At 47.9% G+C, this 25,143-nt stretch carries 19 protein-coding genes; 16 read left to right on the forward strand and 3 right to left on the reverse strand.

Features of this window, described 5'->3' with window-relative positions:
• The first annotated feature begins 122 nt into the window (after positions 1 to 122).
• The 5 genes from ABIC22_RS12485 (at position 123) to ABIC22_RS12505 (ending at position 6,950) form a co-directional block, all read left to right on the forward strand.
• Positions 123 to 320 (forward strand): cold shock domain-containing protein, encoded by a 198-nt coding sequence (locus ABIC22_RS12485; RefSeq protein WP_024631599.1) that lies wholly within the window; start codon positions 123 to 125, stop codon positions 318 to 320.
• A gap of 357 nt (positions 321 to 677) precedes the next feature.
• Positions 678 to 1,241 carry a ribosome hibernation-promoting factor, HPF/YfiA family gene (gene hpf / locus ABIC22_RS12490; RefSeq protein ID WP_127541020.1) on the forward strand — a complete coding sequence of 188 codons (564 nt, stop codon included), beginning with the start codon at positions 678 to 680 and terminating at the stop codon, positions 1,239 to 1,241.
• An 810-nt stretch (positions 1,242 to 2,051) separates the two neighbouring features.
• Positions 2,052 to 4,556, forward strand: coding sequence for a preprotein translocase subunit SecA (gene secA / locus ABIC22_RS12495; protein ID WP_354481154.1), 2,505 nt, complete (start codon positions 2,052 to 2,054; stop codon positions 4,554 to 4,556).
• Positions 4,557 to 4,803: 247 nt separating this feature from the next.
• Positions 4,804 to 5,917, forward strand: a protein-coding gene (gene prfB / locus ABIC22_RS12500; RefSeq protein WP_354481156.1) for a peptide chain release factor 2 whose coding sequence is annotated in 2 segments (ribosomal slippage) — positions 4,804 to 4,875 and positions 4,877 to 5,917 — 1,113 coding nt in all. Because the reading frame shifts where the segments join, the coding sequence is not laid out codon by codon here.
• Positions 5,918 to 6,044: 127 nt separating this feature from the next.
• Positions 6,045 to 6,950 (forward strand): YitT family protein, encoded by a 906-nt coding sequence (locus ABIC22_RS12505; protein WP_095359914.1) that lies wholly within the window; start codon positions 6,045 to 6,047, stop codon positions 6,948 to 6,950.
• Positions 6,951 to 7,056: 106 nt separating this feature from the next.
• On the opposite strand, the gene cls is transcribed toward ABIC22_RS12505, so the two are convergent.
• Entirely contained in the window at positions 7,057 to 8,505 is a 1,449-nt protein-coding gene (gene cls, locus ABIC22_RS12510) for a cardiolipin synthase (RefSeq protein ID WP_127541012.1), read from the reverse strand.
• Between the two features lie 332 nt (positions 8,506 to 8,837).
• Between cls and argC the strand changes: the two genes are divergently transcribed.
• From argC to argH, 7 genes are all read left to right on the forward strand, one after another.
• Positions 8,838 to 9,887, forward strand: coding sequence for an N-acetyl-gamma-glutamyl-phosphate reductase (gene argC, locus ABIC22_RS12515; RefSeq protein ID WP_354481158.1), 1,050 nt, complete (start codon positions 8,838 to 8,840; stop codon positions 9,885 to 9,887).
• A gap of 116 nt (positions 9,888 to 10,003) precedes the next feature.
• Positions 10,004 to 11,242, forward strand: a complete 1,239-nt coding sequence (argJ, locus tag ABIC22_RS12520; protein WP_483312543.1) for a bifunctional glutamate N-acetyltransferase/amino-acid acetyltransferase ArgJ — start codon at positions 10,004 to 10,006, stop codon at positions 11,240 to 11,242.
• Positions 11,243 to 11,521: 279 nt separating this feature from the next.
• Positions 11,522 to 12,361 (forward strand): acetylglutamate kinase, encoded by an 840-nt coding sequence (gene argB / locus ABIC22_RS12525; protein ID WP_354481160.1) that lies wholly within the window; start codon positions 11,522 to 11,524, stop codon positions 12,359 to 12,361.
• Between the two features lie 317 nt (positions 12,362 to 12,678).
• A complete protein-coding gene (locus ABIC22_RS12530; RefSeq protein ID WP_354481162.1) occupies positions 12,679 to 13,935 on the forward strand; it encodes an aspartate aminotransferase family protein in 1,257 nt (418 codons plus the stop codon).
• A 208-nt stretch (positions 13,936 to 14,143) separates the two neighbouring features.
• Positions 14,144 to 15,109 carry an ornithine carbamoyltransferase gene (argF, locus tag ABIC22_RS12535; RefSeq protein WP_354481164.1) on the forward strand — a complete coding sequence of 322 codons (966 nt, stop codon included), beginning with the start codon at positions 14,144 to 14,146 and terminating at the stop codon, positions 15,107 to 15,109.
• A gap of 321 nt (positions 15,110 to 15,430) precedes the next feature.
• Positions 15,431 to 16,666, forward strand: a complete 1,236-nt coding sequence (locus ABIC22_RS12540; RefSeq protein ID WP_095291411.1) for an argininosuccinate synthase — start codon at positions 15,431 to 15,433, stop codon at positions 16,664 to 16,666.
• A gap of 108 nt (positions 16,667 to 16,774) precedes the next feature.
• Positions 16,775 to 18,178 (forward strand): argininosuccinate lyase, encoded by a 1,404-nt coding sequence (gene argH / locus ABIC22_RS12545; protein ID WP_127541049.1) that lies wholly within the window; start codon positions 16,775 to 16,777, stop codon positions 18,176 to 18,178.
• A 578-nt stretch (positions 18,179 to 18,756) separates the two neighbouring features.
• Here the strand turns inward: argH and ABIC22_RS12550 are convergent.
• Positions 18,757 to 19,854: an HD-GYP domain-containing protein gene (locus tag ABIC22_RS12550; protein WP_354481166.1), complete on the reverse strand. Its 1,098-nt coding sequence runs from the start codon at positions 19,852 to 19,854 to the stop codon at positions 18,757 to 18,759.
• Positions 19,855 to 20,309: 455 nt separating this feature from the next.
• Positions 20,310 to 21,098 (reverse strand): alpha/beta hydrolase, encoded by a 789-nt coding sequence (locus ABIC22_RS12555; RefSeq protein ID WP_354481168.1) that lies wholly within the window; start codon positions 21,096 to 21,098, stop codon positions 20,310 to 20,312.
• Between the two features lie 296 nt (positions 21,099 to 21,394).
• Between ABIC22_RS12555 and ABIC22_RS12560 the strand changes: the two genes are divergently transcribed.
• The 4 genes from ABIC22_RS12560 (at position 21,395) to ABIC22_RS12575 (ending at position 25,122) form a co-directional block, all read left to right on the forward strand.
• Complete coding sequence (locus ABIC22_RS12560; protein ID WP_354481170.1) at positions 21,395 to 22,018, forward strand: YhbD family protein; 624 nt, start codon at positions 21,395 to 21,397, stop codon at positions 22,016 to 22,018.
• A 14-nt stretch (positions 22,019 to 22,032) separates the two neighbouring features.
• A complete protein-coding gene (locus ABIC22_RS12565) occupies positions 22,033 to 22,758 on the forward strand; it encodes a polymer-forming cytoskeletal protein (protein WP_354481172.1) in 726 nt (241 codons plus the stop codon).
• 33 nt (positions 22,759 to 22,791) lie between these two features.
• Positions 22,792 to 23,484 carry a hypothetical protein gene (locus ABIC22_RS12570; RefSeq protein ID WP_354481174.1) on the forward strand — a complete coding sequence of 231 codons (693 nt, stop codon included), beginning with the start codon at positions 22,792 to 22,794 and terminating at the stop codon, positions 23,482 to 23,484.
• 72 nt (positions 23,485 to 23,556) lie between these two features.
• Positions 23,557 to 25,122, forward strand: a complete 1,566-nt coding sequence (locus tag ABIC22_RS12575; RefSeq protein WP_354481176.1) for an MDR family MFS transporter — start codon at positions 23,557 to 23,559, stop codon at positions 25,120 to 25,122.
• The last annotated feature ends 21 nt before the right edge of the window (positions 25,123 to 25,143 follow it).

A 25,143-nucleotide genomic window follows, 5' to 3' on the forward strand; every position in this document is an offset into this window, starting at 1 on the left:
TACCAATAAAACATTTTCTTTACCAATTGACAATGGATAAGTCTGGATGGTATAGTCTGAATTGTGGGCTAAGGTCTTGGCCAGAGCTTCACTTCATTTGATGACGAAGGGAATGTTAGTGCATGCAAGGTAAAGTAAAATGGTTCAACGCAGAAAAAGGTTACGGTTTCATCGAGACTGAAGATGGCGGCGACGTATTCGTACACTTCTCCGCAATTCAATCCGAAGGCTTCAAAACTTTGGAAGAAGGTCAATCCGTTGAATTCGACATCGTCGAAGGTGCACGTGGACCTCAAGCCGCTAACGTAATCAAATTATAATCATCCGGACAATCCGACCTACATATATGGTTAGATGGTTACCAATTGAATTATCGCTAGCAATAGACTCCGGTTTTCCGGGGTCTTTTTTTGTTTTTCTAATAGATTCATTTTAAGATATTACATAATAGATTGAGGAATGAGGAAAACGGTTAATTACATCATCAAGCGCCTAATATTAAAATCTTGTAAATACGAGATTTCGCCTAATTATGATGAAATATCGCGAAATATGGCGTTACGCGTAGGTGGGCAGATGTGGCTTGAACAGATGTCATGATTCGGTCACGGGGAGTTTTTACATGGCGCTTACATTCGTGTTATAATGAAGTGGCAAAGGAAAAGGAGGAGTGCCCTATGAATTTAAGTATTCGAGGTCAACAAATCGAGGTTACCGATGCTTTGAAAGATTATGTCGACAAAAAGTTGAGTAGACTCGAGAAGTATTTCGATGCACCCCTTAACTCTGACGGTGCTGTTACATTGAGCACGACGAGAGGCTTGCATACGGTTGAGGTGACGATCCCTTTGAAAGGCATTGTGCTCCGCGCTGAAGATGAGAGCGACGATATGTACGCTTCCATTGATGCTGTGGTGGACAAGTTGGAACGTCAGATCCGTAAACACAAAACGAAAGTTAACCGGAAGTTCCGCCAGGAAGGCAGCTTGAAAACGCTCTTTGTTGAAGATCCGACAGGTACAGTAGCTACTGCTGAACTGGATATGGATACAGAGGATGATGATTTGGAAGTGGTACGGACCAAGCGGTTTATGTTGAAACCGATGGACGTGGAAGAGGCAATCCTCCAAATGAACATGGTCGGCCACAATTTCTTCGTATTCTCGAACATTGAGAATGAAGAGGTCAGCGTCGTGTACAAACGGAACGATGGGAAATATGGTTTAATCGAGCAAGGTTAATCACCTATGTACGATGACGCTGAATGACCCATTAAAGGTTAAAATGAGTACTTACGAAAATTTGACTACAGGAGGACATCTTAGTATCCTGTATGATTAAATGAACAAACTAACAAGAGCCTCTGTCCCATACGGGATGGGGCTCTTTTCTGCATGGACGCAGCCGGGAAAATTGTGCAATTAAGTTTATGAAACTATTTCCCATGCAGCTGCGTCTAATAGAGAGTAGGAAGCAGGAGTGCTGCCCACTAAAAAGTTGAACTTTTACACTCTTAATGTGTAAATAATGGAGTTTTATGATAGACTCAGTAAACTGAGAAAAGGTTCCAATTTTACCATGAACATTTTCTTGAACTAACCATATGATCTGAAAATATAGCAGCGAAAAGAAAGGCTTCCGCTAACGGCTATGATTTTTTGCACTTAAACGTGTACGAAGAGGCTCCAGAAGTTCCAAGAAGTATGCCTCGGCGTGTTGCGGCGACCCTTACAAACTGTTACAATTTATGCAAGAGAATCATTGTCCTGATGAGGAATTGTCAACGAATGATCGCTAATCATAATCAATGACAGGCACAGCACCATGAACATGATTCGTAAGGTTTGGAATTGCCCTTATTATGCAAGGAGCGAGTCCGTGAATATCGAATCAGCTTCATGAGTAACCCTGGTCAAGCCTGGAGTTGATTCATCTATATTAATGTTTTATATCGTTTGTCACCCCCGGGCAAGTGGATGCACGTATCCATCCGATGGTGTCGCATGGCGGCAGCAGGGGGTCTATTCTGTTTTGCACGAAAGGGGTATACCATGCTAGGACTTGTCAAAAAGATCTTCGGCGACATGAACGAACGTGATGTTAAACGTCTGATGAAGACGGTCGATGTGATCAATAAACTGGAACCACAATTTCAGGCATTGTCTGATGAGCAACTGAAATCCAAAACCGAGGAATTCCGTGCCCGTATCGAAAAAGGGGAAACAACGGACGAGCTTCTGCCGGAAGCATTCGCAACGGTACGTGAAGCATCCCGCCGGGTTCTGGGCAAACGTCACTATGACGTACAGATGCTGGGTGGTATTGCTCTGCATGAGGGCCGCATCTCCGAGATGAAAACGGGTGAAGGTAAAACCCTCGTGGGAACTCTCCCGGTTTACCTGAATGCATTGATGTCCAAAGGGGTACACGTCGTTACCGTCAATGACTATTTGGCACAGCGTGACAGCCAGGAAATGGGACAGATCTACGAATTCCTTGGCATGACGGTAGGGGTTAACCTGAGCGGCATGGACCATGCGCTGAAACAGCATGCATATGCTTGTGATATTACGTACGGAACGAACAATGAATTCGGATTCGACTATCTGCGTGACAACATGGTGCTCTACAAAGAGCAAATGGTACAACGTCCACTGTTCTTCTGTATCATTGACGAGGTGGATTCGATCCTGGTCGATGAGGCACGTACGCCTCTGATCATTTCCGGACAAGCTCAGAAGTCTACGGACTTGTACTATGCAGCAGACCGTTTCGTGAAACGTCTGACGCCGGAAGATGACTTTACAGTAGATATCAAAGTGAAATCCGTTGCCCTCACTGAAGGCGGTGTGGCTAAGGCAGAGAAGGCATTTGGCATTGAGAACTTGTATGATCACGCCAATGTTACGCTTAACCATCACATCGTACAGGCACTGAAAGCGAACGTAATCATGCGTCGTGACGTCGACTACGTAGTCAGCGAAGAAGAAGTCATGATCGTCGATGAGTTCACAGGTCGTCTGATGGCTGGTCGTCGTTATAGTGACGGGTTGCACCAGGCGATTGAAGCGAAAGAAGGCATCGAGGTACAGAACGAGAGCATGACGCTCGCTACAATCACATTCCAGAACTACTTCCGGATGTACCGCAAGCTTGCGGGGATGACGGGTACAGCGAAAACCGAGGAAGAAGAGTTTAAGAAAATCTACGGCCTCGAAGTATTGCAGATTCCTACCAACCGTCCGAACAAACGGAATGACATGGCAGATGTCGTTTATAAGAGCATCGATGGCAAGTTCAAAGCTGTAGTTGAAGAGATCGTAGAACGCCACAGCAAAAACCAGCCGGTTTTGGTCGGTACAGTATCGATCGAGAACTCCGAGCGTCTCTCCGATATGCTGAAACGCCGTGGTGTCAAACACCAGGTACTGAATGCCAAGTACCATGCGGAAGAAGCAGAAATTATCTCTGGAGCTGGTCAAGCAGGTGCGGTTACGATCGCAACCAACATGGCTGGACGGGGTACGGATATTATTTTGGGTGAAGGCGTAGCCGAAGTCGGCGGTCTTCATATCATCGGTACAGAGCGTCACGAATCACGCCGGATTGATAACCAGCTGCGCGGACGTGCAGGGCGTCAGGGTGACCCGGGTTCTACACAGTTCTATCTGTCACTTGGCGATGAGCTGATGAGACGTTTCGGTGCAGATAATGTATTGAACATGATGGAGCGTCTTGGCTTTGAAGAGGACCAACCGATTGAGAGCCGCATGATCACCCGTGCAGTTGAGTCCGCACAGAAACGTGTAGAAGGAAATAACTTTGACGTACGTAAAGTCGTTCTTCAATACGATGATGTCATGAACCAACAGCGTGAAATTATTTATAAACAGCGCCGCGAAGTGCTTGAATCCGAAAATATTAAACAGATCGTTATGGATATGATCAAACCTTCCATTGAACGCATTGTTGAAGCACACTGCAGTGACGATATTCCAGAGAACTGGGAACTGCAGGAAGTGGCGGACTACATGAACAGCAAATTGCTGGACGATGGTTCGATTACCAAAGACGATCTGTGGGGCAAGGAAGCCGAAGAGATCATCGAGTACCTGTTTGATAAAGTGCAGAAGAAGTACAATGCACGTGAAGAGCGTATCGGTGAAGAGATGGTTCGTGAGTTTGAGAAAGTCGTTGTGCTTCGTGCAGTCGACAGCAAATGGATGGATCACATCGATGCGATGGATCAACTGCGTCAAGGTATCCACCTTCGTGCATACGGCGGTACAGATCCACTGCGTGAGTACCAATTTGAAGGCTTCGAAATGTTCCATCAGATGATTGCTTCGATTCAGGAAGAGGTAGCAACTTATGTGATGAGAGCTCAAATTGAGAGCAATCAGGAACGTCAAGCGGTAGTGGAAGAGAGCCAGATCTCGACTAGCGGAGAACCTGCTGAGAAGCGTCCGGTAAAAGTCTCCGACCAGATCGGCCGCAACGATCCTTGTCCATGCGGTAGCGGCAAAAAGTATAAACACTGCCACGGCCAAGAATAGTTAAACGATATTCGTTTACACCCTATAGAATACATGAACGGCTCCTTGCAGCCGGGCATTTCAAATGATCAAATGAAGGATGCATAACCGTTGATTGGTGCATAGTTATAACTATGCAGCCATAATCCAGGTGAAGAGAATTGCCGCTATAATGGTAATCTGGACACCGAGGTGAAGCATCTGACACCCGATCTGGAGAAGTGCCCGGTTTGCGGGGAGCTTATCTTAATGAAAAGAGGAATTGCACATGATTGATCCAAGCGTGAAGCAGGACCTGCGTGAAATAGGCAAGAAACTAACAAACCTTAGGGGGTCTCTTTGACTTAGATCTCAAGCAGGAAATGATTGAGAACTTTGAAGAAAAGATGTCGGCTCCCGATTTCTGGGATGATAATGAGAAGGCACAATCGGTCATTGCCGAGATGAATGCGGTGAAGGGATCGGTTGATCAATACGCCAAACTCCAGCAGGACTATGACGATGCCCTAATGATGGTTGAACTGGCTGATGAAGAAGGCGACGAAGATCTGGCTGCCGAGGTTGCCAGCAGTGTTACGGCAATCGTGAGCAAGTTGGAAGAGTTTGAACTTCAGCTTCTGCTGAATCAACCGTATGATAAAATGAATGCCATTCTTGAGCTTCACCCGGGTGCGGGCGGTACCGAGTCACAGGACTGGGGACAAATGCTGCTCCGGATGTACACTCGCTGGGCCGAGAAACGCGGCTTCAAGGTAGAGGTGCTCGATTATCTGCCAGGCGATGAAGCCGGGATTAAGAGCGTTACATTGTCCATCAAGGGACATAATGCTTACGGTTATCTGAAAGCGGAGAAGGGTGTTCATCGATTGGTGCGGATCTCTCCTTTTGACTCTTCGGGCCGTAGACACACATCCTTCGTATCTTGTGATGTTGTTCCAGAGATCGACGATACGATTGAAGTAGACATTCGGACAGAGGATCTGAAGATTGATACGTACCGTGCGAGTGGTGCGGGTGGACAGCACATCAATACCACCGACTCTGCCGTACGGATCACACACATTCCTACCGGAGTCGTAGTAACGTGTCAGAACGAACGTTCACAGATCAAGAACCGTGAGCGCGCGATGACGATGCTTCGTTCCAAATTGTATGAGCGTAAAATTGAAGAGCAGAAACAACAGCTGGATGAAATCCGAGGCGATCAGTCGGATATTTCATGGGGAAGCCAGATTCGCTCCTATGTATTCCATCCCTATAGTATGGTAAAGGATCACCGTACGAGCGTAGAGACAGGGAATACAGGTGCAGTCATGGACGGCGACCTCGATGCATTCATCGACGGTTATTTGCGCAGCCAGATTAAAGTAGAAACCGAGTAATCAAAGTTCCTGTATGGACCGGATACGTGTAGGCGTATGCTGGTGTATACAGGGGCTTTTTTTTGAGCCCAAATAGGGAAGAGAACACAGCAACATATCAGTCATATAAAAGGAGAGCACGACAACCATGCAAGAGCATCAGCATTTCGTTCCAAACCGCAAAAAGAGGTTAGCCACCCTTATCCCTCTGAACGGACCCTGGAGAAACGTAGTGGATACGGCATCCATTATTATTGGTTCGTTTCTCATTGCGGTAGCCTTTAACTTATTTTTATTACCTAATCAGATCGCTTCAGGTGGAGTATCCGGGCTGTCTATTCTCGGAAAGGAATGGCTGGGCCTTGAACCCGCATATACGCAGTGGGCCATTAATATTCCACTCCTCATCGCAGGCTTTCTGCTTATTGGGAAACAGTACGGGATCCGTTCGGTGCTCGGCAGTATTGTACTGCCCCTGTTTGTTTATTTGACGAAAGACTGGGCCATTCCCACGACGAATCCTTTGCTCGGATCTCTATATGGAGGTATCGGTGTGGGGCTCGGCATCGGTATTGTATACCGTGGAAGAGGTTCAACAGGTGGGATGAGTATCCTCGCCAGAATCGTACAGAAATACAGTGGGCTTAGTTACTCACTTTGCGTCGTGATCATGGATGCTACCGTTATTATTATGGCCGCGTTTGTATTGTCGTTGGAACAGTCACTTTATGCACTGATCGGGCTATACGTTACTGGTAAAGTCATTGATGCCGTGGAGATGGGACTTGGCTACTCGAAGGTTGCATATATTATCTCCAACAAGACGGAGCCGATCACCAAAGTCATCCTTGCCGATCTGGATCGTGGGTTAACGAAGCTGGAGGCGAAGGGTGGTTACACGGACGACCAGCGTACCGTATTGATGGTAGTGGTTGGGCAAAATGAGGTGCCGAGACTGAAAGCACTGATCCGGTCCGTGGACCCGCAGGCTTTTGTCATCATCAGTAATGCGCACGAAGTGCTCGGCGAAGGCTTTAAGCGAGACGAGGCATAATTACAGTGCCTGTTAAAGTTTCGCTATAAAATAAAAAAAGCAGGGATGTCCATTCAAGCCATTTTGGCGGAGGATGTCCCTGCTTTTTACGTTTTGAATTACCCTGTTACAAGATTGGAGAAAGCAAGCGGGAGATCGCTTCTTTGAAACGAATCTTCAGGCTACGCTTGTTGTACTCCTCCTGCGTCATTTCACGGGATACCTTAAGGTCATGCTCGAAGGTATCGACCAATGCCGTGGCAATGACCTCATCATACATAAAGGCATTCACCTCAAAATTCAGGCGGAAACTGCGGTAATCAATATTGGCGGTACCTACCGATGCGACCATGCTGTCAATAATGAGCGTTTTGGCATGGATAAAGCCGTTATCGTATATAAATACTTTTGCTCCGACTTTTAACAGCTCACCAATGTAAGACAGCGTAGCCCAATATACGAAGGCGTGATCCGGTTTATTGGGAATCATGATGCGCACATCGATACCTGACAGGCACGCGAGACGTATGGCTTCGAATACACTGGCATCCGGGATAAAGTAAGGCGTCTGAATCATGATCGAATGCTTGGCTCCATTAATCATCTTCAGATAACTGTTCTTGATGTGCTCCGTCTCTGCATCCGGTCCGCTGGAAACAATTTGCATTGCCGTCGTTCCTGTACCCTCAATATGCGGGAAATGTTCAGGAACATAAGGGGTGTCATGCTGCTTGGATGCCTCATTCCAATCGAGAAGGAAGCGCGTCTGAAGCGCATGAACAGCATTGCCTTGAATCCGCAGATGAGTATCACGCCAATAACCGAATTTGGAATTCAACCCTAGGTATTCATCACCCACATTAAATCCGCCGGTATAACCGAGGTTACCATCAATGATGACAATTTTACGGTGGTTGCGGTAATTCATGCGCAGGTTGATCAGGCTAAATTTCGATGGGAAAAAGACTTCCACCAAACCGCCTGCTTCGCGCAATTCTTTGAAAAAGCGATTCGACACCCGCCGCGAACCGAGCGCATCGTACAGCAGACGAACCTTGATGCCTTCCCGCGCTTTGCGGATCAGAGCATCCCGAATGCGTTTACCCAGCCGGTCGCCCCGGTAAATGTAATATTGCACGTGAACATGATCCTGCGCTGCTTCGATATCATCGAGTAAACGCTGGAATTTGTCTGTTCCATCCGTGATGATCTCTACAGCATTGTCTTCCGTAAGGAGAGCGCCGTTCTGTTTCAGATTCATATAGATCATGTCCTGGCTGCTTTCGGTGGCTCTGTTGTTGAATGGCGTCCGATTATCATGCAGCTGTTCGAGCTGTGCAGCGATACGTTCCTCCAGACCAAGCTTCTTTCTCTCTTTCCATTGGAACAGCCGGTAGCGGGTCAGATTCTGACCTGTTAGTAGATAAAGTACAAACCCAAGCACAGGAATAAAGTTCAATACAAGCAGCCAAGCCCAGGATGCACTGGCATCCTTGCGTTCGAAGAACACAACTGCTGCAGCGAAGATAATATTCAGGCCTAGGAGTACCATAAGTAAAATGGATTCGATATGCACTGTAGTCCCCCATGTCTCGTAATGACCAACGTGAATCCATTCATAAACCCTTCCTCGTGTAGAATTTGTTATGAATAAGACCTTGGTATGTAATGTTTCCTATAAAACGTATTTTAGCAGAAGTATTCGGGTTCGTCCGCAGATATTGGAAAGATATGTTCGGATTTGATAAGAATCCATGTGAAATTGATGGTAGAGTGTTGTATTTATATAACTAGAGTCGTATAATAATACACAAATATGCATAGAAGCGACGGAATTACCGTGTGAGGGCCGTTTGAGGGCGTGAGCATCGTATATATATCGCATACAACAGGATTGGGGGAGCGAGAGTGAGTAACAAATTGAGAGTGGCAATTGTCGGTTCCACCGGCTACGGCGGGGTGGAGCTGATTCGTTTTTTTCAGAACCATCCACAGGTTGAAATCACTTCGGTGATCTCTTCATCCAGCAGCGGCGAGTCTATTGCAGACGGATTTCCGCATTTGACGGATGTGATTCGCAGGCCACTGGATGGCGTAGTTCCGGCTGAGATTGCAGAACGTGCAGATCTGGTATTCACAGCTACCCCATCCGGAGTAAGCGCAAAGCTCGTTCCAAGCCTGCTCGAAGCAGGGCTGAAGGTAATCGATCTGTCTGGGGACTTCAGATTGAAGGATGGAGCCGTGTATGAACAGTGGTATAAACACCCGGCTCCGCCGAGTGATTTGCTGGAACAGGCTGTATACGGGATGGCCGAAGTGTACGGGGATGAAGTAAAAGGCAAAAACTTTATTTCCAACCCGGGCTGTTATCCTACAGCTACCCTTCTTGGACTTATTCCTGCAGTGGAAGCAGGATGGATCGATCCATCCACGATTATCATTGATGCCAAATCCGGCGTATCCGGTGCTGGACGGGGAACGGCTCTGGCATACCATTATGCAGAGATGAACGAGAATTTTAAAGCCTATAAACTCAACAAGCATCAACATATACCTGAGATTGAGCAAGTGCTCGGCAACATTACCGGAAGTCCGGTAACGGTGACGTTTACGACGCAGCTGGTTCCAATGACACGTGGGATCATGAGTACGATGTATGCCAGCCTGGTGGGAGATCACAGTGATCGGGACCTGGTGGACCTGTACCGCAAGTATTATGAGGATCGACCTTTTGTGAGGGTACGTGAACCGGGAATTTGGCCATCGACCAAAGAAGTGCAAGGGTCCAATTATTGTGATATTGGATTTGCAGTTGATCCAAGAACCGGACGTTTAACAATCATATCGGTCATCGACAACCTGGTGAAGGGTGCTTCCGGGCAAGCGATTCAAAATATGAACCTGATGATGGGATGGGAGGAAAACCTCGGGCTGAACATGACGCCGGTATATCCGTAAGGAAAGGGATCGGGAGCGCAGGCAGATGCACTTCCGGAGCCATTCAGGAGACCATCGGATTCGGGATTAGCAAGCGGTTAATCGGCATGCAGCCGAACGCACACGGGGGATAACATATGGGAACAAATGTGAAGCAACAGGCTTACACCGTAGTGGAAAACGGAACGATTGTAACCCCGCGCGGGTTCGCTGCTGGCGGACTTCATTGCGGTTTGAAAAAAACATCACGCAACGATCTCGGAGCGATCCGTTGTGAAGTGCCAGCCACGGCAGCGGCCGTGTATACGACGAACGTATTCCAGGCTGCACCGCTGAAGGTAACTCGCGAGAGCTTGAGCAATGGACGCCTTCAGGCCGTTGTTGTTAATAGTGGTAATGCCAATGCTTGTACTGGGCAGCAGGGCGAAAAGGATGCGTATGCGATGCGTTCGGCAGCAGCACGTGAACTTGGCGTAGCTGAAGAGGATGTTGCAGTGGCATCGACTGGTGTGATCGGTGAGTTGTTGAAAATGGACGCAGTACATTCGGGCATCAGTGCTTTGCCGGGAAGTTTGGGGCAGAATGCACATGAAGCGGAACAATTTTCTCAAGCGATCCTGACGACCGACTTGGTGAAAAAGGAAGCCTGCGTATCTGTCGTTGTAAACGGCAAGAACGTTACGATTGCAGGTGCAGCCAAGGGATCTGGCATGATTCATCCCAACATGGCGACGATGCTCGCATTTATGACGAGTGATGCAGTCATTGGTGCAGAGGCCTTGCAGCGTCTACTGCGTCAGGCAACCAACCATACGTTTAACATGATCACCGTAGATGGAGATACGAGCACGAACGACATGCTGGTTGCAATGTCCAGTGGGATGGCGGGGAACGAAGAATTGACCACGGACCATCCGGACTGGGAAGCTTTTGCTGCAGGATTCACTTATGTGTGTGAAGTGCTGGCCAAAGCGATTGCACGTGATGGTGAAGGGGCAACGAAGCTGGTCGAGGTGCAGGTTACGGGTGGAGTGAGTGATGAATCGGCACAGGCCATTGCCAAAACGGTTATCGGCTCCAGCCTAGTGAAGTCAGCGATGTTCGGTGCGGATGCGAACTGGGGACGGATTATTGCAGCCGTAGGGCGTGCAGGACAGCCGGTGAACCCGGACACCGTGGATATCCGTTTGGGAGATATCTCGGTACTTGAGCAGTCCCGTCCAGTTGTATTTGACGAAGAGGCTGCACTAGCTTACTTGCAAACTGATACGGTTCGCATTGTGGTGGATCTGCACCACGGCGAAGGAACGGCAACAGCATGGGGCTGTGACCTGACATACGATTACGTACGAATCAACGCGGCATACCGCACTTAATAAACTATCTTTAAACTATCTTGTGTTATTCAATATTAACAAGTGCAATTTTACATGTTAACGGAGAGGGCAGGACCAATCTGTAGAAGCGAAGCGCTCGCCCCAAAGCTTTCTGCAAGAAAGCTACATCGGAAGCATAGGCTATCCCCAGATTTTACCCTTAGAAAAGGGATCAAAAAATCTGGGGATAACAGCGATCGGAAGATGGTGCTGCAATCGGAGTGGCAAATGTAAAGGTTTGTTTTTATATAGAACAAAAACACGAAAGGAGTGCTCCTCATGAATTCAACATTGCAAAATGAGAGTGCCGGAGTGGAAAAAGGTACGGAAAAGCAGACGTTTGTCATGAAATGCGGAGGCAGCACGCTCGCGGCTTTGCCAGAATCCTTTTTTGCGGATTTGCGTGACTTGCAGTCCCAGGGAACTCAGCCCGTCATCGTGCATGGTGGAGGCCCGGCAATATCGGAGAATCTGGCGAAGCTGGGCATTGAAACCGAGTTCGTGAATGGACTCCGCAAAACAACGGAACCCGTGCTGGATGTCGTGGAGATGGTGCTGGCCGGGAGCATTAACAAACAGATCGTACGCCTGATAGAGCGCGTCGGAGGACATGCGCTGGGCTTGTCCGGCGTAGACGGTGGTTTAATCCAAGCTAAACCTGTGGCAAATCATGCAGAGATCGGCTGGGTTGGAGACGTAACTGGCGTTCAAGCAGAAATCATTCAAGGCATTGTGAACATGGGATACATGCCTGTGATTGCGCCAGTGGGCGTGGATGCAACCGGACAACGGTATAATATCAATGCGGACACAGCAGCAGGTGCGGTAGCTTCCCACCTCGGTGTAAGCCGGATGATCGTTGTGACGGATGTACCTGGTATTATGAAGACCGTTAACGGGGAGAAAAAAGTGCTCCCAACGGTCTCTGTACAGGAGATTGAGGACATGATCCAGACCGGTGAAATCTACGGCGGCATGATCCCTAAGGTACGCGCAGCGATTGCCTGCATTCATGGTAAAGTACGTGAGGTTATTATCGTGGACGGAAGCGAGCCACAGATCCTGAGCCGCGTGCTGAAGGGCGAAACGATCGGAACCCGAATTATCCGCATGCAATAAGGTGAATTTCAAGCAAACGGATAGATTAATATACTGTACGGATTTTATATAAGTTGAATAACAACGTTACACAAGAACGTAGAGTGCAGAACCAATCTGGAGAAGCAACGCGTTCGCTTAAAAGCTTTCTGCAAGAAAGCTACATCGGAAGCATAGGCTATACCCGGATGTTAACCTCTAAAAAAATTAGATCAAAAAAATCCGGGGATAACAGCGATCGGAAGATGGTGCTGCAATCGGAGTGGCTCTGTGTAGGTTGGTTTGTCTTATATGGAGTACCGGTATACTTACAAAAAGGAATAGGAGTGTGAAAGGTGATGGCAAAAGGCAATGAACAGCCAGGTTCTGGCACAGCAGTAGCGGGAGCAGCAGCAACAGGTGCAGCGGCACAGACGGAAAGCTCTCTTTTCCAAACGTATGCGCGTTATCCAATCAGTCTGGTCAAGGGTAAAGGCAGCTGGTTATGGGATGATCAGGGCAACCGTTATCTCGACTTCATGTGCGGACTCGCTGTAACGAGCCTTGGCCATGCACCGGAGAAAGTGGGAGCCAAGCTGAAAGCTCAGATCGATGAGCTGTGGCATGTCTCCAACCTGTTCCAGATTCCGGGCCAGGAGAAAGCAGCCGCGTTGCTGACAGCCAATACATGTGCCGATGCGGTGTTCTTCTGCAACAGTGGCGCGGAAGCCAATGAGGCAGCGATCAAGGTCGCACGTCGTTATCACCAGAAGGTGAAAGGGAACGACCGTTATGAAGTGATTACGTTTGCCCAGTCCTTCCACGGACGGACACTCGCAACACTGACTGCAACAGGGCAGGATAAGGTGAAAGAAGGATTTTTGCCATTGCCAGCGGGATTCGTGACTGTTCCTTTGCATGATATTGCAGCACTGGAAGCGGCGATTGGCCCTAAAACAGCAGCGATTATGCTGGAAATGGTTCAAGCAGAGGGCGGTGTATATCCGGTCGAACCGGAATTCATCAAGCATGTACGGAAATTGTGTGACGAGCATGGCCTCTTGTTAATCGTAGACGAAGTACAGACCGGAATGGGACGTACAGGCAAGCTGTTTGCACATGAACACTACGGCATAGAGCCAGATGTGTTTACGGTAGCCAAAGGGATTGGCAGTGGTTTCCCGGTAGGCGCGATGCTGGGTAAAGGTTTCCTGCGGGATGCGTTTACGCCGGGCAGCCATGCAACGACATTCGGGGGTACGCCACTAGCTTCGTCCGTGGTGATTGCCACGATTGAAACGATGTTGGAAGATCGCTTGCCTGAGCGCGCTGCTGAGATGGGTGACTATCTGATGAGCTCTCTGCGGAAGCGTTTGGCAGGCAATTCATTTGTGAAAGAAGTTCGCGGATTGGGGCTTCTGGTCGGAATCGAATGTGAAGAGCCAGTAGGCGACATCGTTTTGGCCGGACAGAAACGTGGTATCTTGTTCGTCAACGCAGGGCCGAATGTCATTCGTCTGCTTCCGAATCTGTATGTGAGCAAGGAAGAGATCGATGAAGCGGTATCCCTGGTGGCAACGTTGATTGAAGAGCACGTAGCAGCGAAGAAAGCCTAATCAATCCATTTTGACAAAATGAAAAGCATGCTGTACTAGGGCCTTTCATGGCCCTGGCGCAGAACTAGATGATGAATCCCTGTAGCCGCGCGGAGAACTGCGGAAGATTAAAGTAAGCGCCATAGGCTGCCTGAGCGTGCGCTGCCACGGCTGCTCTCTTCTGCCCGAGCGGGTGCAGGGAACCGGATATAAGGAGGACAACATTCACATGACAGCACAACAAACGGAGAAAATCCAGAAGATTGATCTTAGAGGCCGTGACTTTATTGAGTTTACGGATTACACAGCCGAAGAGATTCGCTACTTGCTGGACTTGGCCATTGAGATCAAAGGCAAGCAAAAAAACGGTGTAGCCTATCAACCGCTGAAAGGCAAAACGATTGGACTTATTTTTGAAAAGTCATCCACACGTACGCGTGTATCCTTCGAAGTAGGCATGTTTCAGCTGGGTGGACACGCACTCTTCCTGAGCAAAAACGATATCCAGCTTGGTCGCGGGGAAACAACCCACGATACGGCTAAAGTATTGTCCCGCTACCTGGATGGCATCATGATTCGTACCTTTGGACACCATAATGTAACTGAATTGGCGGAGCATGCCGATATCCCGGTCATTAACGGCCTGAGCGATGCCGCTCATCCGTGCCAAGTACTGGCGGACTTCCAAACGGTACTGGAGCACAAAGGCAAACTGGCTGGCCTGAAAATGGCTTATGTCGGTGATGGTAACAACATGGCTCACTCTCTCATGCTGGGTGCAGCGAAGATGGGAATGCATGTTGCTGTAGCGACGCCAAAAGGGTATGAGCCGGATAGCGGAGTGGTAGAGCAGGCGCGCAGCATTGCGAAGGAAAGTGGTTCTGAAGTGACTGTGACGTACAGTGCTCAGGAAGCTGTGAAGGATGCGGATATCGTTTATACCGATGTCTGGGCAAGCATGGGCTTTGAAGAGGAGCAAAAGGTTCGTGAGCAGGCTTTTGCTGCGTACCAGGTTGATGAGGAACTGATGAAAGGCGCGAAGCCAGATTACATGTTCCTGCATTGTTTGCCGGCACACCGCGGAGAAGAAGTAAGCGCGGGTGTAATTGATGGGCCTAACTCCCTGATCTTTGATCAGGCAGAGAACCGGCTGCATGCACAAAAGGCCTTGATGGCCGCGTTAATGAGCGAATAGCCGCTGTTTGCCTAAATGAGTTGATTTTAGGCGCAGGGTTAGCGATGATAGATTCATCTATTTATACTCTAAAATAAGATAAATTGGTGCATTCGCAGAAACGGAGAGACAGAAAAGACCTGAAGAAACGAAGTTAAAAGCTTTCTGAAAGAAAGCTACTTCGTAAGCATAACCTGCCTTTATCCCCGGATTTTACCCTTTAAGAAGGGATCAAAAAATCTGGGGGTAAGAGCGATCGGAGGGTTTTCTGGCTCGTAGTTTTTAGCAGATGCATAGCTTGTTTAACTTATTGGCAATTGAATTTGGGGAGGACCAACGAACATGGCTAAGGAAAAAATCGTACTCGCCTACTCCGGCGGGTTGGACACATCTGTAATTTTGAAATGGTTGAAAGAAACCTATGATGCAGAGATTATCGCATTTACTGCAGATATCGGACAAAAGGATGAGCTGGACGGCCTGGAAGAAAAAGCACTCGCTACCGGCGCTTCCAAAGTATATATCGACGATCTGCGCGACGAGTTCGCGAAAGATTTCATCTACCCGATGTTCCAAGCGGGTGCTTTGTATGAAGGACAATACCTGCTCGGCACAAGTATCGCTCGTCCGCTGATTGCTAAACGTATGGTTGACATCGCTCGTGCAGAAGGTGCTACTGCGATCGCTCACGGCGCTACGGGCAAAGGAAATGACCAAGTTCGTTTCGAGTTGAACGCGGCTGCGCTGACACCAGACGTTCAAGTCATTGCGCCATGGCGTTTGGAAGAATTCCGCAACCAGTTCCCGGGACGTGCCGAGATGATTGCTTATGCAGAGAAACACGGTATTCCGGTAACGGCATCTGCTGCTAAGCCTTACTCCACAGACCGTAACCTGCTGCATATCAGCTATGAGAGCGGTGTGCTTGAAGATCCTTGGTTTGACCCAAGCACGGACGAGAACAAAGACATGTTCCTGCTCAGCAACGCACCGGAAGATGCACCAGATCAAGCGGAATACGTTGAACTGGAATTCGAACAAGGCAACTGCGTAGCACTGAATGGTGAACGTCTGAGCCCGCTGCAAGTGATGGAGCAATTGAACGAGCTGGGTGGCAAACACGGAATTGGCCGTGTCGATATGGTTGAGAACCGTTTTGTCGGCATGAAGAGCCGCGGCGTGTATGAGACACCAGGTGGAACGATCCTGTTTACAGCACATCGTAAAATGGAATCCATCACGATGGACCGTGAAGTCATGAACCTACGTGATAGTCTGATCACCCGTTACAGCACACTCGTGTACAATGGCTTCTGGTTCGCACCGGAACGTCTGGCACTGCAAGCTCTGGTAAGCGAAAGCCAGAAGAACGTAACAGGCACCGTGCGTGTAAAACTGTACAAAGGCAACATCATTGGCGCAGGCGTGAAAAGCCCTGTCAGCCTGTACAACCCGGACATCGCTACGATGGAAGCTGATCCAACACAAGCATATGATCAAGGGGATGCAACCGGCTTTATCCGCCTGAACGCCCTGCGTCTGAAAGTTAATTCCGGCGTTGAACAAAACAAGAAATAATTCTTTTAAATAGCGTCATATCATGACCAATATCACTTTACAGGGCAGGCCGTTCTTGCACATCGGGCAGGGGCGGCTTTGTCCATGAACGAAAGGGGAGAACTCACCGTGAGCAAGCTGTGGGGAGGACGTTTTACCAAACAAACCAATCATCTGGTTGAGGAATACACGGCATCAATCAACTTTGACAAAGCTTTGGCTGAGGAAGATATCCAAGGAAGTCTCGCCCATGTAACCATGCTGGGCAAATGCGGCATTTTGCCTGCGGAAGATGTGGAAACGATCAAGGAAGGTCTGATTACAGTACTGCACAAAATTCGTGCAGGCGAAGTGGAATTCTCTGTTTCAGATGAAGACATCCACATGAATATTGAGAAAAACCTGATCGAAACCATTGGCCCTGTCGGTGGCAAATTGCACACAGGTCGCAGCCGGAATGACCAGGTGGCAACAGACATGCACTTGTACCTGCGTGAGCGTGTAGTTGGTTTTGTCGGTATGCTGCATGCGCTGCAGGAGGCGTTGATCGGACAGGCCAAGGACAACCTGGATACAATCGTACCGGGCTATACCCATCTTCAACGTGCACAACCGATTCTGTTCGCCCATCACCTGATGGCGTATGTCTCCATGTTCCAACGGGATGCAGAGCGTCTGATGGACAGCTACAAACGGATTAACGTTCTGCCGCTGGGTGCAGGTGCACTTGCAGGAACAACATTCCCGATTGACCGCCACTTCGTGGCCGAGCAGCTCGGCTTCGACGGTGTGTACGAGAACAGTCTGGATGCGGTTAGTGATCGTGACTTTATCGTGGAGTTCCTGGCAGCTGCTTCCCTGATCATGACTCACCTGTCCCGTCTGAGTGAAGAACTGGTGCTGTGGAGCAGTACCGAGTTTGGTTTTGTTGAGCTAGACGATGCGTTCTGCACAGGCAGCAGCATTATGCCGCAGAAAAAGAACCCGGATGTACCGGAGCTTGTTCGTGGTAAAACCGGACGTGTATACGGCAACTTGATCGGTTTGCTGACGGTTTTGAAATCTCTTCCTTTGGCTTACAACAAAGACATGCAGGAAGACAAGGAAGGCATGTTCGATACGGTTGCTACGCTGGAAGGCGCGCTGCAATTGTTCGCACCGATGATTGCAACGATGAAAGTGAACAAGGACCGGATGCGCCAAGCGGTGAACCAGGACTTCTCCAACGCAACGGATATTGCAGACTTCCTCGTGGGCGAAGGCTTGCCTTTCCGTCAGGCGCATGAAGTCATCGGTAAAACGGTGCTGTACTGCATCCAGAACGGCAAGTATTTGCTGGATCTGAGCATTGATGAGTTCCGTCAGTTCTCCCCGCTGTTCGACGACCGCATCTACGATGTGCTCCAACCGGAAGCGGTGGTTAACGCACGTAACGTCTATGGTGGCACAGCTTCCGGACAAGTGGCTGAAGCCATCGGACGCAGTGAAAAGGTGCTGGAAATTACGGCGCAATGGATCACAAGCCGCGGCTAACGCCACGGCTGCTATGCAATATTTATAAGGAAGGAACGCCTTCTTAAAACCCCTCAGGCTGGAGTGGGTAAGAGATTCTGTTACATGAACTCTTACCGCAAGACCTGAGGGGCTTTTTTTTCATTTCAGGAGATTATACACCCGTGTTTAAACTGAAGTTCCAGCAGAAAGGTGCATTCATCTATGTATGGTTAGGAAGGGAAGAGTGGGCTAGTATCTGTCATTCCAGGATAATGAATATTTAGAATTTGTGCTAAGTCCTTTAGTGACTTTGGAGCTGTGTGTTATATTCCTTTCCGAATTCTTGGATCTTTCAGACTCAGATAGCTCCATTAACAAGGTTTTCAGCGTGTTAAACGTTTGAAGTCCAATGTACTTCAGAAGCCGTATCTCCTTCTCACTTGCGTTAACAATGTCTTCAATGCAATCATAACCGTTCCTTCGCAGAATGTTGATTAACTTTTTTATTGTGTTTTCAGGAAATAATTCAGCATCAGCAACTTCCAACAGACATGAAATATCCCTGGATAGGGTTCTGTCATCTAACGATAATCGATCTCCTAATGTCACCATTTTCATCACCCGATGATTTCCTTTACAGTTATGGTCGTTGTTTTAGTCAGATCAAGGAAATCCTGATTATCTAGTGCGATTAAAGGGCGAGTTGGGTAATTTCTATCGACGAGAACGATTTTACCTTGTCTCCCATCAGATAACAAAACTTCACAACCAAGTTGGGATGCCATTAATGATTCCAAAAAGGTTAGCCCGATCTGCGATTCCAGACGATTATCCATAATTTCTTCGTGAATCATATGGACTACATTGAAGAAGGGGTGGGCTTCTCTGTATGGACGAGGGGATATCATGGCCATATAAATATCAGCAATAGCGACTATTTTGCTCAGAGGGTCGATCTGATCTCCTTTTAAACGATGAGGATAACCACTACCATCTTCTCTCTCATGATGCTCAAGTGCAACCAGTGCTACGCGAGGGCTTGCCATAGAGTTCTTCAACATATCATGTCCCCAGATCGTATGCTGTTTCATGATTTCATACTCGTTTGCATTGAATCTGGACGTTTTGTTCACTAAATCCGAAGGAAGTTTGGTAGAACCGATATCATATAGAGTTGCTGCAGTAGTCAATGTCTTTAATTCCTGTTCATCCAAGCGAAGTTGTTTTCCCAGCTTGGTTGCAATGAATGCAACCCCCATGTTGTGGGTATAGCGAAAATCCCGTGTTCCCTTTAGCTCTGAAAGGAGTCGAAACAAACTCGCTGAATTCGATGTGTCCATGATAACCGAAGTTAGTTTATCTTCAACTTCTTCAATATCCACTGTTCCGGTTAGGTCAAGGCTGTCTTTCATCCCTTTAAGATAGGACTCCGTTTGCTGAATAAGCTCTTTGGTTGGGATACAAGGGAAATGAATACGTGGCTGATTGATATTGTCTTGGTTGTGCGTATGTATCTTATCATTCGTTTCTTCATCCACTTCGTTAACTTCCAATGCCGACTCTACATCCAGAATATGAATGTTGAATTTTTTTAGTTTGTCTATATGTTCAGGAAGCAGAAGCGTACCCTTTGCTATGAGAAGAACACCTCTAACATCGGTAATATTTTGTTTCAAATGTTTCCCTACTAAGTCATCGTAATCCTTAAACTCCATGCAGACTTCCCCCGATTTTTATGTATTATATGTATGTGCTTCTCTCATCTATAGAAAAGAAAGAGATGCTAAATAACTTAATTATAGAGTATGCAGTAACTTTATTCGGTTTAATTTTATTAGTTAATATGGCTCATCTTATATCTTCGTCATAATCACATTTTTATGTTATGGTACTTTCGGTACATTTAACAACGAGAATCAATTGATACTAATTACTCACTTAAACCAAATATATGAGACGTTAGAAGGATGGGCTTAGTGACGTGTAGTTCTAGTGTCTTGTATATTTCAAGCCAAATACCCGCTTCCTTTAGTAAGAAAAGCGGGTACGCAAATTAAGATTATTAAATCTAGAACATACATTTTTGTTTAGTGGAAATAAAAGAGAATATGATTACATGTAAGCAGTAAATCCTCTTACTTTCTTTCATTGCTACGAGGCGCGCTCCCCTTTAGTTCCGTTCAGGCAGTGGCAGCCATCGAAGCACATTCTGAATCTTCTCATCCCAGTATGCCCAGTCATGTCCGCCAGGTTCTTCTTCATAGGTCAACTGAAAATCGGTCTGTGCACAAGCCTCACGGAAAGATTGGTTCTCCTCATACAGGAAATCTTCTGTGCCGCAGCATTGATAGAGAAGTGGACGTGGCCCCTGGCTTGCCTGACTCTCTTTTAGCAAATGAAGCAGATCATTCTCCGAGCCCTTGATCTCTGGTCCGAAGATACGCTCCATTTCGGTCTGCTGCAGTGCAGAGAGAATTTTGTTATCCATATGTGCAGCCATATCCAGAGCCCCTGATAAGCTTGCTGCTGCGGCATATTGCTCCGGTTTGCGCAGGGCCAGTTTGAATGCCCCGTAACCACCCATGGACAAGCCGGCAACGTAGTTGTCTTCCCGTTTGGAGGACAGCGGGAAGAAGGAGCGTGCCAGGGCAGGCAGCTCTTCGCTGATGAACGTCCAGTAACGTCCACCTTCGGCCATATCCGTATAGAAGCTGCGATGCACTTGCGGCATGACAACAGCGATTCCGAGGTTTGCCACATAACGTTCAATGGATGTCCGGCGCAGCCAGATGGAATCATCATCCGATAGGCCATGCAGCAAATACAGCGTAGGATGAAGTCCTTTGCCCGAAACGTTATCCATTCCAATCTGATTATGGGTCTGCTGTGGCAGAATAACATGCATGCTCGTGCTGAGTCCTAGCGTGTCGGAGTAAAAATCACATTTAATGAGTGCCATCTCTACAAAGTAACCCCTTTCATGAATTCATTAACTGAATGTCCTGCCTGAGTTGAATGCGGTCACAGTTAATGGCTCCTTCGTTTCTATCACACAGGTTATACCCAAACCTCGTCCATTGCAACAACAACATTCATAGCTAAAGAAAGTGATGTATTAACTAGGCTCACACAGCATTCATTTAAAAGTTAAGTGGGTAGCGGTTAATTGAGGTTCATGTTGAGCAAAATGATTTCTAGGCTTCACAACGTAACAATGTTATGTTACACTGACATCAACACAAAGGGGGACCATATATGACGGATGAATTGATCTCCAAAAAAGACTTGCTGGACCTTACGGGGATTTCCTATGGTCAGTTATACCGCTGGAAGCGGAAAAACCTGATTCCGGAAGAATGGTTTATTCGGAAGTCTTCATACACGGGTCAGGAAACTTTTTTTCCTAAACAGCAGATTCTGACGCGTATCGATAAGATCCTTAATATGAAGGATGGATTATCACTGGATGAGCTGGCAGATGTGTTCTCGCCCACACTGAGTGAGGTTGAAATGTCTGTGGAGCAACTAATGGATCGAAACATTGTTTCATTACCTTCGCTTGAATTGGTAAAAGAGGCAGGACGGGAACAACCCATGTATGCTCTGGAGCAGATTATGATGCTCTATGTCCTCGAGAAGCTGCTGCTTAGCGGGGATATTACCCGTCAGGAGGGCTCATTGCTGATAGATGTCATGTCTGAGTATTATTACCGTTTTGCAAACAGAGCAAGTGAGCTGCTGCTAATTCGCAAGATGGGCGTACCGACATTCATGCTTACTGGTTCAGGATCAGAGCTTTATTTTGATCAGAGCGTCAAAGTGGTACTGAGACTTCCGCTGGGCACGTTTATGGAAGAGCTGAAACTCAAATTGGGATAAAGGGGAGAATGGACATGGAAGAACGTCATTTGAGAAATGATCTGAATGTATCAGGCTTGAGTCAAACAGCAGGCGGAGCCTTTCACCGGGTTTCCATTGATGGCATGGCCAAAGTAAACGGCAATCTGGATTGTACCTCCTTGAGTGTGAATGGGACGTTGAAGATGCACGGAGCCTTAAGTGCGGAAAGTGCAACCATCAACGGCATGTGCACGCTGAACGGCCCCCTGAACAGCTCCCGTGTTCGTGTGGATGGCCTGACAACCATTCATGGAAACCTCATTAGTCCTGAGCTTGAAGTAAACGGCAAGTGTACCGTACGTGGGCGAGTGGATGGAGAACGCATCGATATTGGCGGCATGATCACGATTGATGGCGACGTACAATGTGAGTCCCTGAACGTACAGGGCAACATCAAAATTAGTGGCTTCCTGAATGCAGGATCCGTTGAGATCAAGCTGCACACATCTTCTTCAGCCAAAGAGATTGGTGGAGAACGTATTGATATTCGTCGAAAGGAGCAGAGTGGCTTCTGGAAAAGTATAGGTCTGGGCGGTACGCCCTCTTTCAAAACATCCTTAATTGAAGGGGATGAGATCGTATTGGAAGATACGGAAGCTGATATTGTTCGTGGAAGCAAAGTATATATCGGCCGTGGCTGCAGCATCAAGCTTGTTGAATACTCAGGCGAGCTTGAGATTGATCCGGATGCCAAGGTGGGTAGCAGCGAGCGGATCTAAGTGGGATTTATATAGAAAGGAATGGGATGCGACTTGAATAACCATAACGTTAGTCCATCAGACAAGAAAAATGACATCAGCATTATCGGTGAAGGAAGCTCCGCTGGCGGTGTGTACGGTAAGGTCAAGGTTGTAGGAGATTCCTCCTTTAACAATGACTTATATTGTGATCAATTCAAATGTACGGGCACGTCGGTCATCTACGGATCTCTTGAATCAGACGATATTAAAATTACGGGAACCCTAACTCTAACAGAAGGAGCTGTCGGCCCTGAAGATGAGAGTGGGAGTGGCGTATCCGGCTTACATGCAAAAGCTGAAAAAATGAAAGTGGTAGGTGAGTTTCATCTACCGGGTGACTGTCAGGCGGAGAATCTGAAACTCAATGGTCGTTTCACGGTCGGAGGTATGCTTACCGCAGAAGAAATGACACTTAAAATCATGGGTCCGTCTGAAGCGAGGGAAATTGGCGGTTCAATCATCTCTGTTAAGAGTGGCCGGGGAAAGCTGCTCGAAGGTTTATTTGCGAATAATCAATCGATTCTCACGGTAAACATGATTGAAGGAGATGACATTGAGTTAGAGAACACGGTAGCCGAGGTTGTCCGGGGAGATAAAATAAAAATTGGCCCAGGCTGCCGAATTGGTACAGTTGAATACCGTTCTTCGCTGCAGATCCATTCACAATCCGAAGTTTTGGTTCAGCGCAATCGGTCCGTGGACTGATTATTGGGGGCGGCTTTTCGGATATACTATTTCAGTCATATGAATAGAGCGTGAATGGAGAGATTGAGTACAATGGTTGCACGTAAAAACAGTATTGGATTGGTGCTGGCAGGGCTGCTGCTCAGCATACTGATGGCTTCGATGGATAACACCATCGTGGCAACGGCGATGGGGGATATCGTCGGGAAGCTGGGTGGCCTCGACAAATTCGTTTGGGTGACTTCAGCTTACATGGTCGCCGAGATGGCAGGGATGCCGATCTTCGGTAAATTGTCCGACATGTATGGACGGAAGAAGTTTTTTGTATTCGGAATTATCGTGTTTATGCTTGGTTCGGCGTTATGTGGAACAGCAACATCCATTGTGGAGTTGACTATGTACAGAGCCATTCAGGGGATTGGTGCAGGTGCCTTGGTGCCGATTGCGTTTACCATCATGTTTGACGTGGTTGCACCGGAAGCGCGGGGCAAGCTGGGCGGATTGTTTGGAGCTGTCTTTGGATTATCCAGCGTATTCGGACCGCTGCTAGGTGCGTACATCACACAGTACGCCACGTGGGAATGGGTATTTTATATTAACCTGCCGCTCGGACTGATTGCGTTTGTGTTTATTGCGTTTTTCTACAAGGAGTCTCACCAGCATCAATCCCAGCAGATTGACTGGCTGGGTGCAGTGACACTGATTGGTGCTGTAGTATGTCTGATCTTCGGCCTCGAACTTGGTGGCAAAACGTATGCATGGAACTCGTGGCAAATTCTCGGTTTGTTCGCCGGCTTTGCAGTGCTGGCGCTGCTGTTCGTATTTGCCGAATCAAGAGCGAAGGAACCGATTATATCCTTTAACATGTTCCGCAACCGCGTGTACTGGTCCAGTAATGTCATTGCCATGTTCAGTGGTGCGGCATTTATCACGGCGTCGGTGTACATTCCCATCTTCATACAGGGTGTGCTCGGGGGTAAAGCGACCAATTCGGGTCTTGTGCTGCTGCCTATGATGCTTGGGTCAGTCATCACCGCTTCGATGGGCGGGGTGCTGATGACCAAGATCAAGTATCGGAACATTATGATCCCGACACTGGCGCTGCTGGTGCTCGGCCTTGGGTTACTGACGACACTGGACGAAAGCTCGTCGCTCTGGACGATCCGCGTATTTATGGTGCTCGTTGGTCTGGGTGTGGGAGCTTCGTTCTCCGTGCTTAGCAATGCGGCCATGAATGCCTTCGAACCACAGAGACGTGGTGCCGCAAGTTCTACGCTTAACTTTTTGCGGTCCCTCGGGATGACGATGGGGATTACAATCTTTGGGATTGTTCAGAGCCAGGTATTTACGCGCAAAATGAACGATGCCCTAGCCGGTCCCGCTGCAGAAGCGGGCGGTGCAGGAGCCGGAGTGCCAGCAGGCGGCATGCCGGAGGGCTTAAATCTGAGCGACCCGCACGCCTTGCTCTCTCCGGAGCTTAGACAGGCCATTCCACCTCAGGTGCTGGAGGCGATCACTCATGCGTTATCCTCCTCGATCGTGCAGTTATTTGCCTGGGCGGCCATTCCAGCGGCACTGGCTCTGATTGCGGCTTTCTTTATGGGGAAAGAAAAGATGGTTATCGGCGAGGAACAGGGAGAATACACAGCAGGGCATTAATATGAAGTAAACAACAAAGAC

The organism is Paenibacillus sp. PvP094, from assembly GCF_040546835.1.
GTDB classification, from domain to species: domain Bacteria; phylum Bacillota; class Bacilli; order Paenibacillales; family Paenibacillaceae; genus Paenibacillus; species Paenibacillus illinoisensis.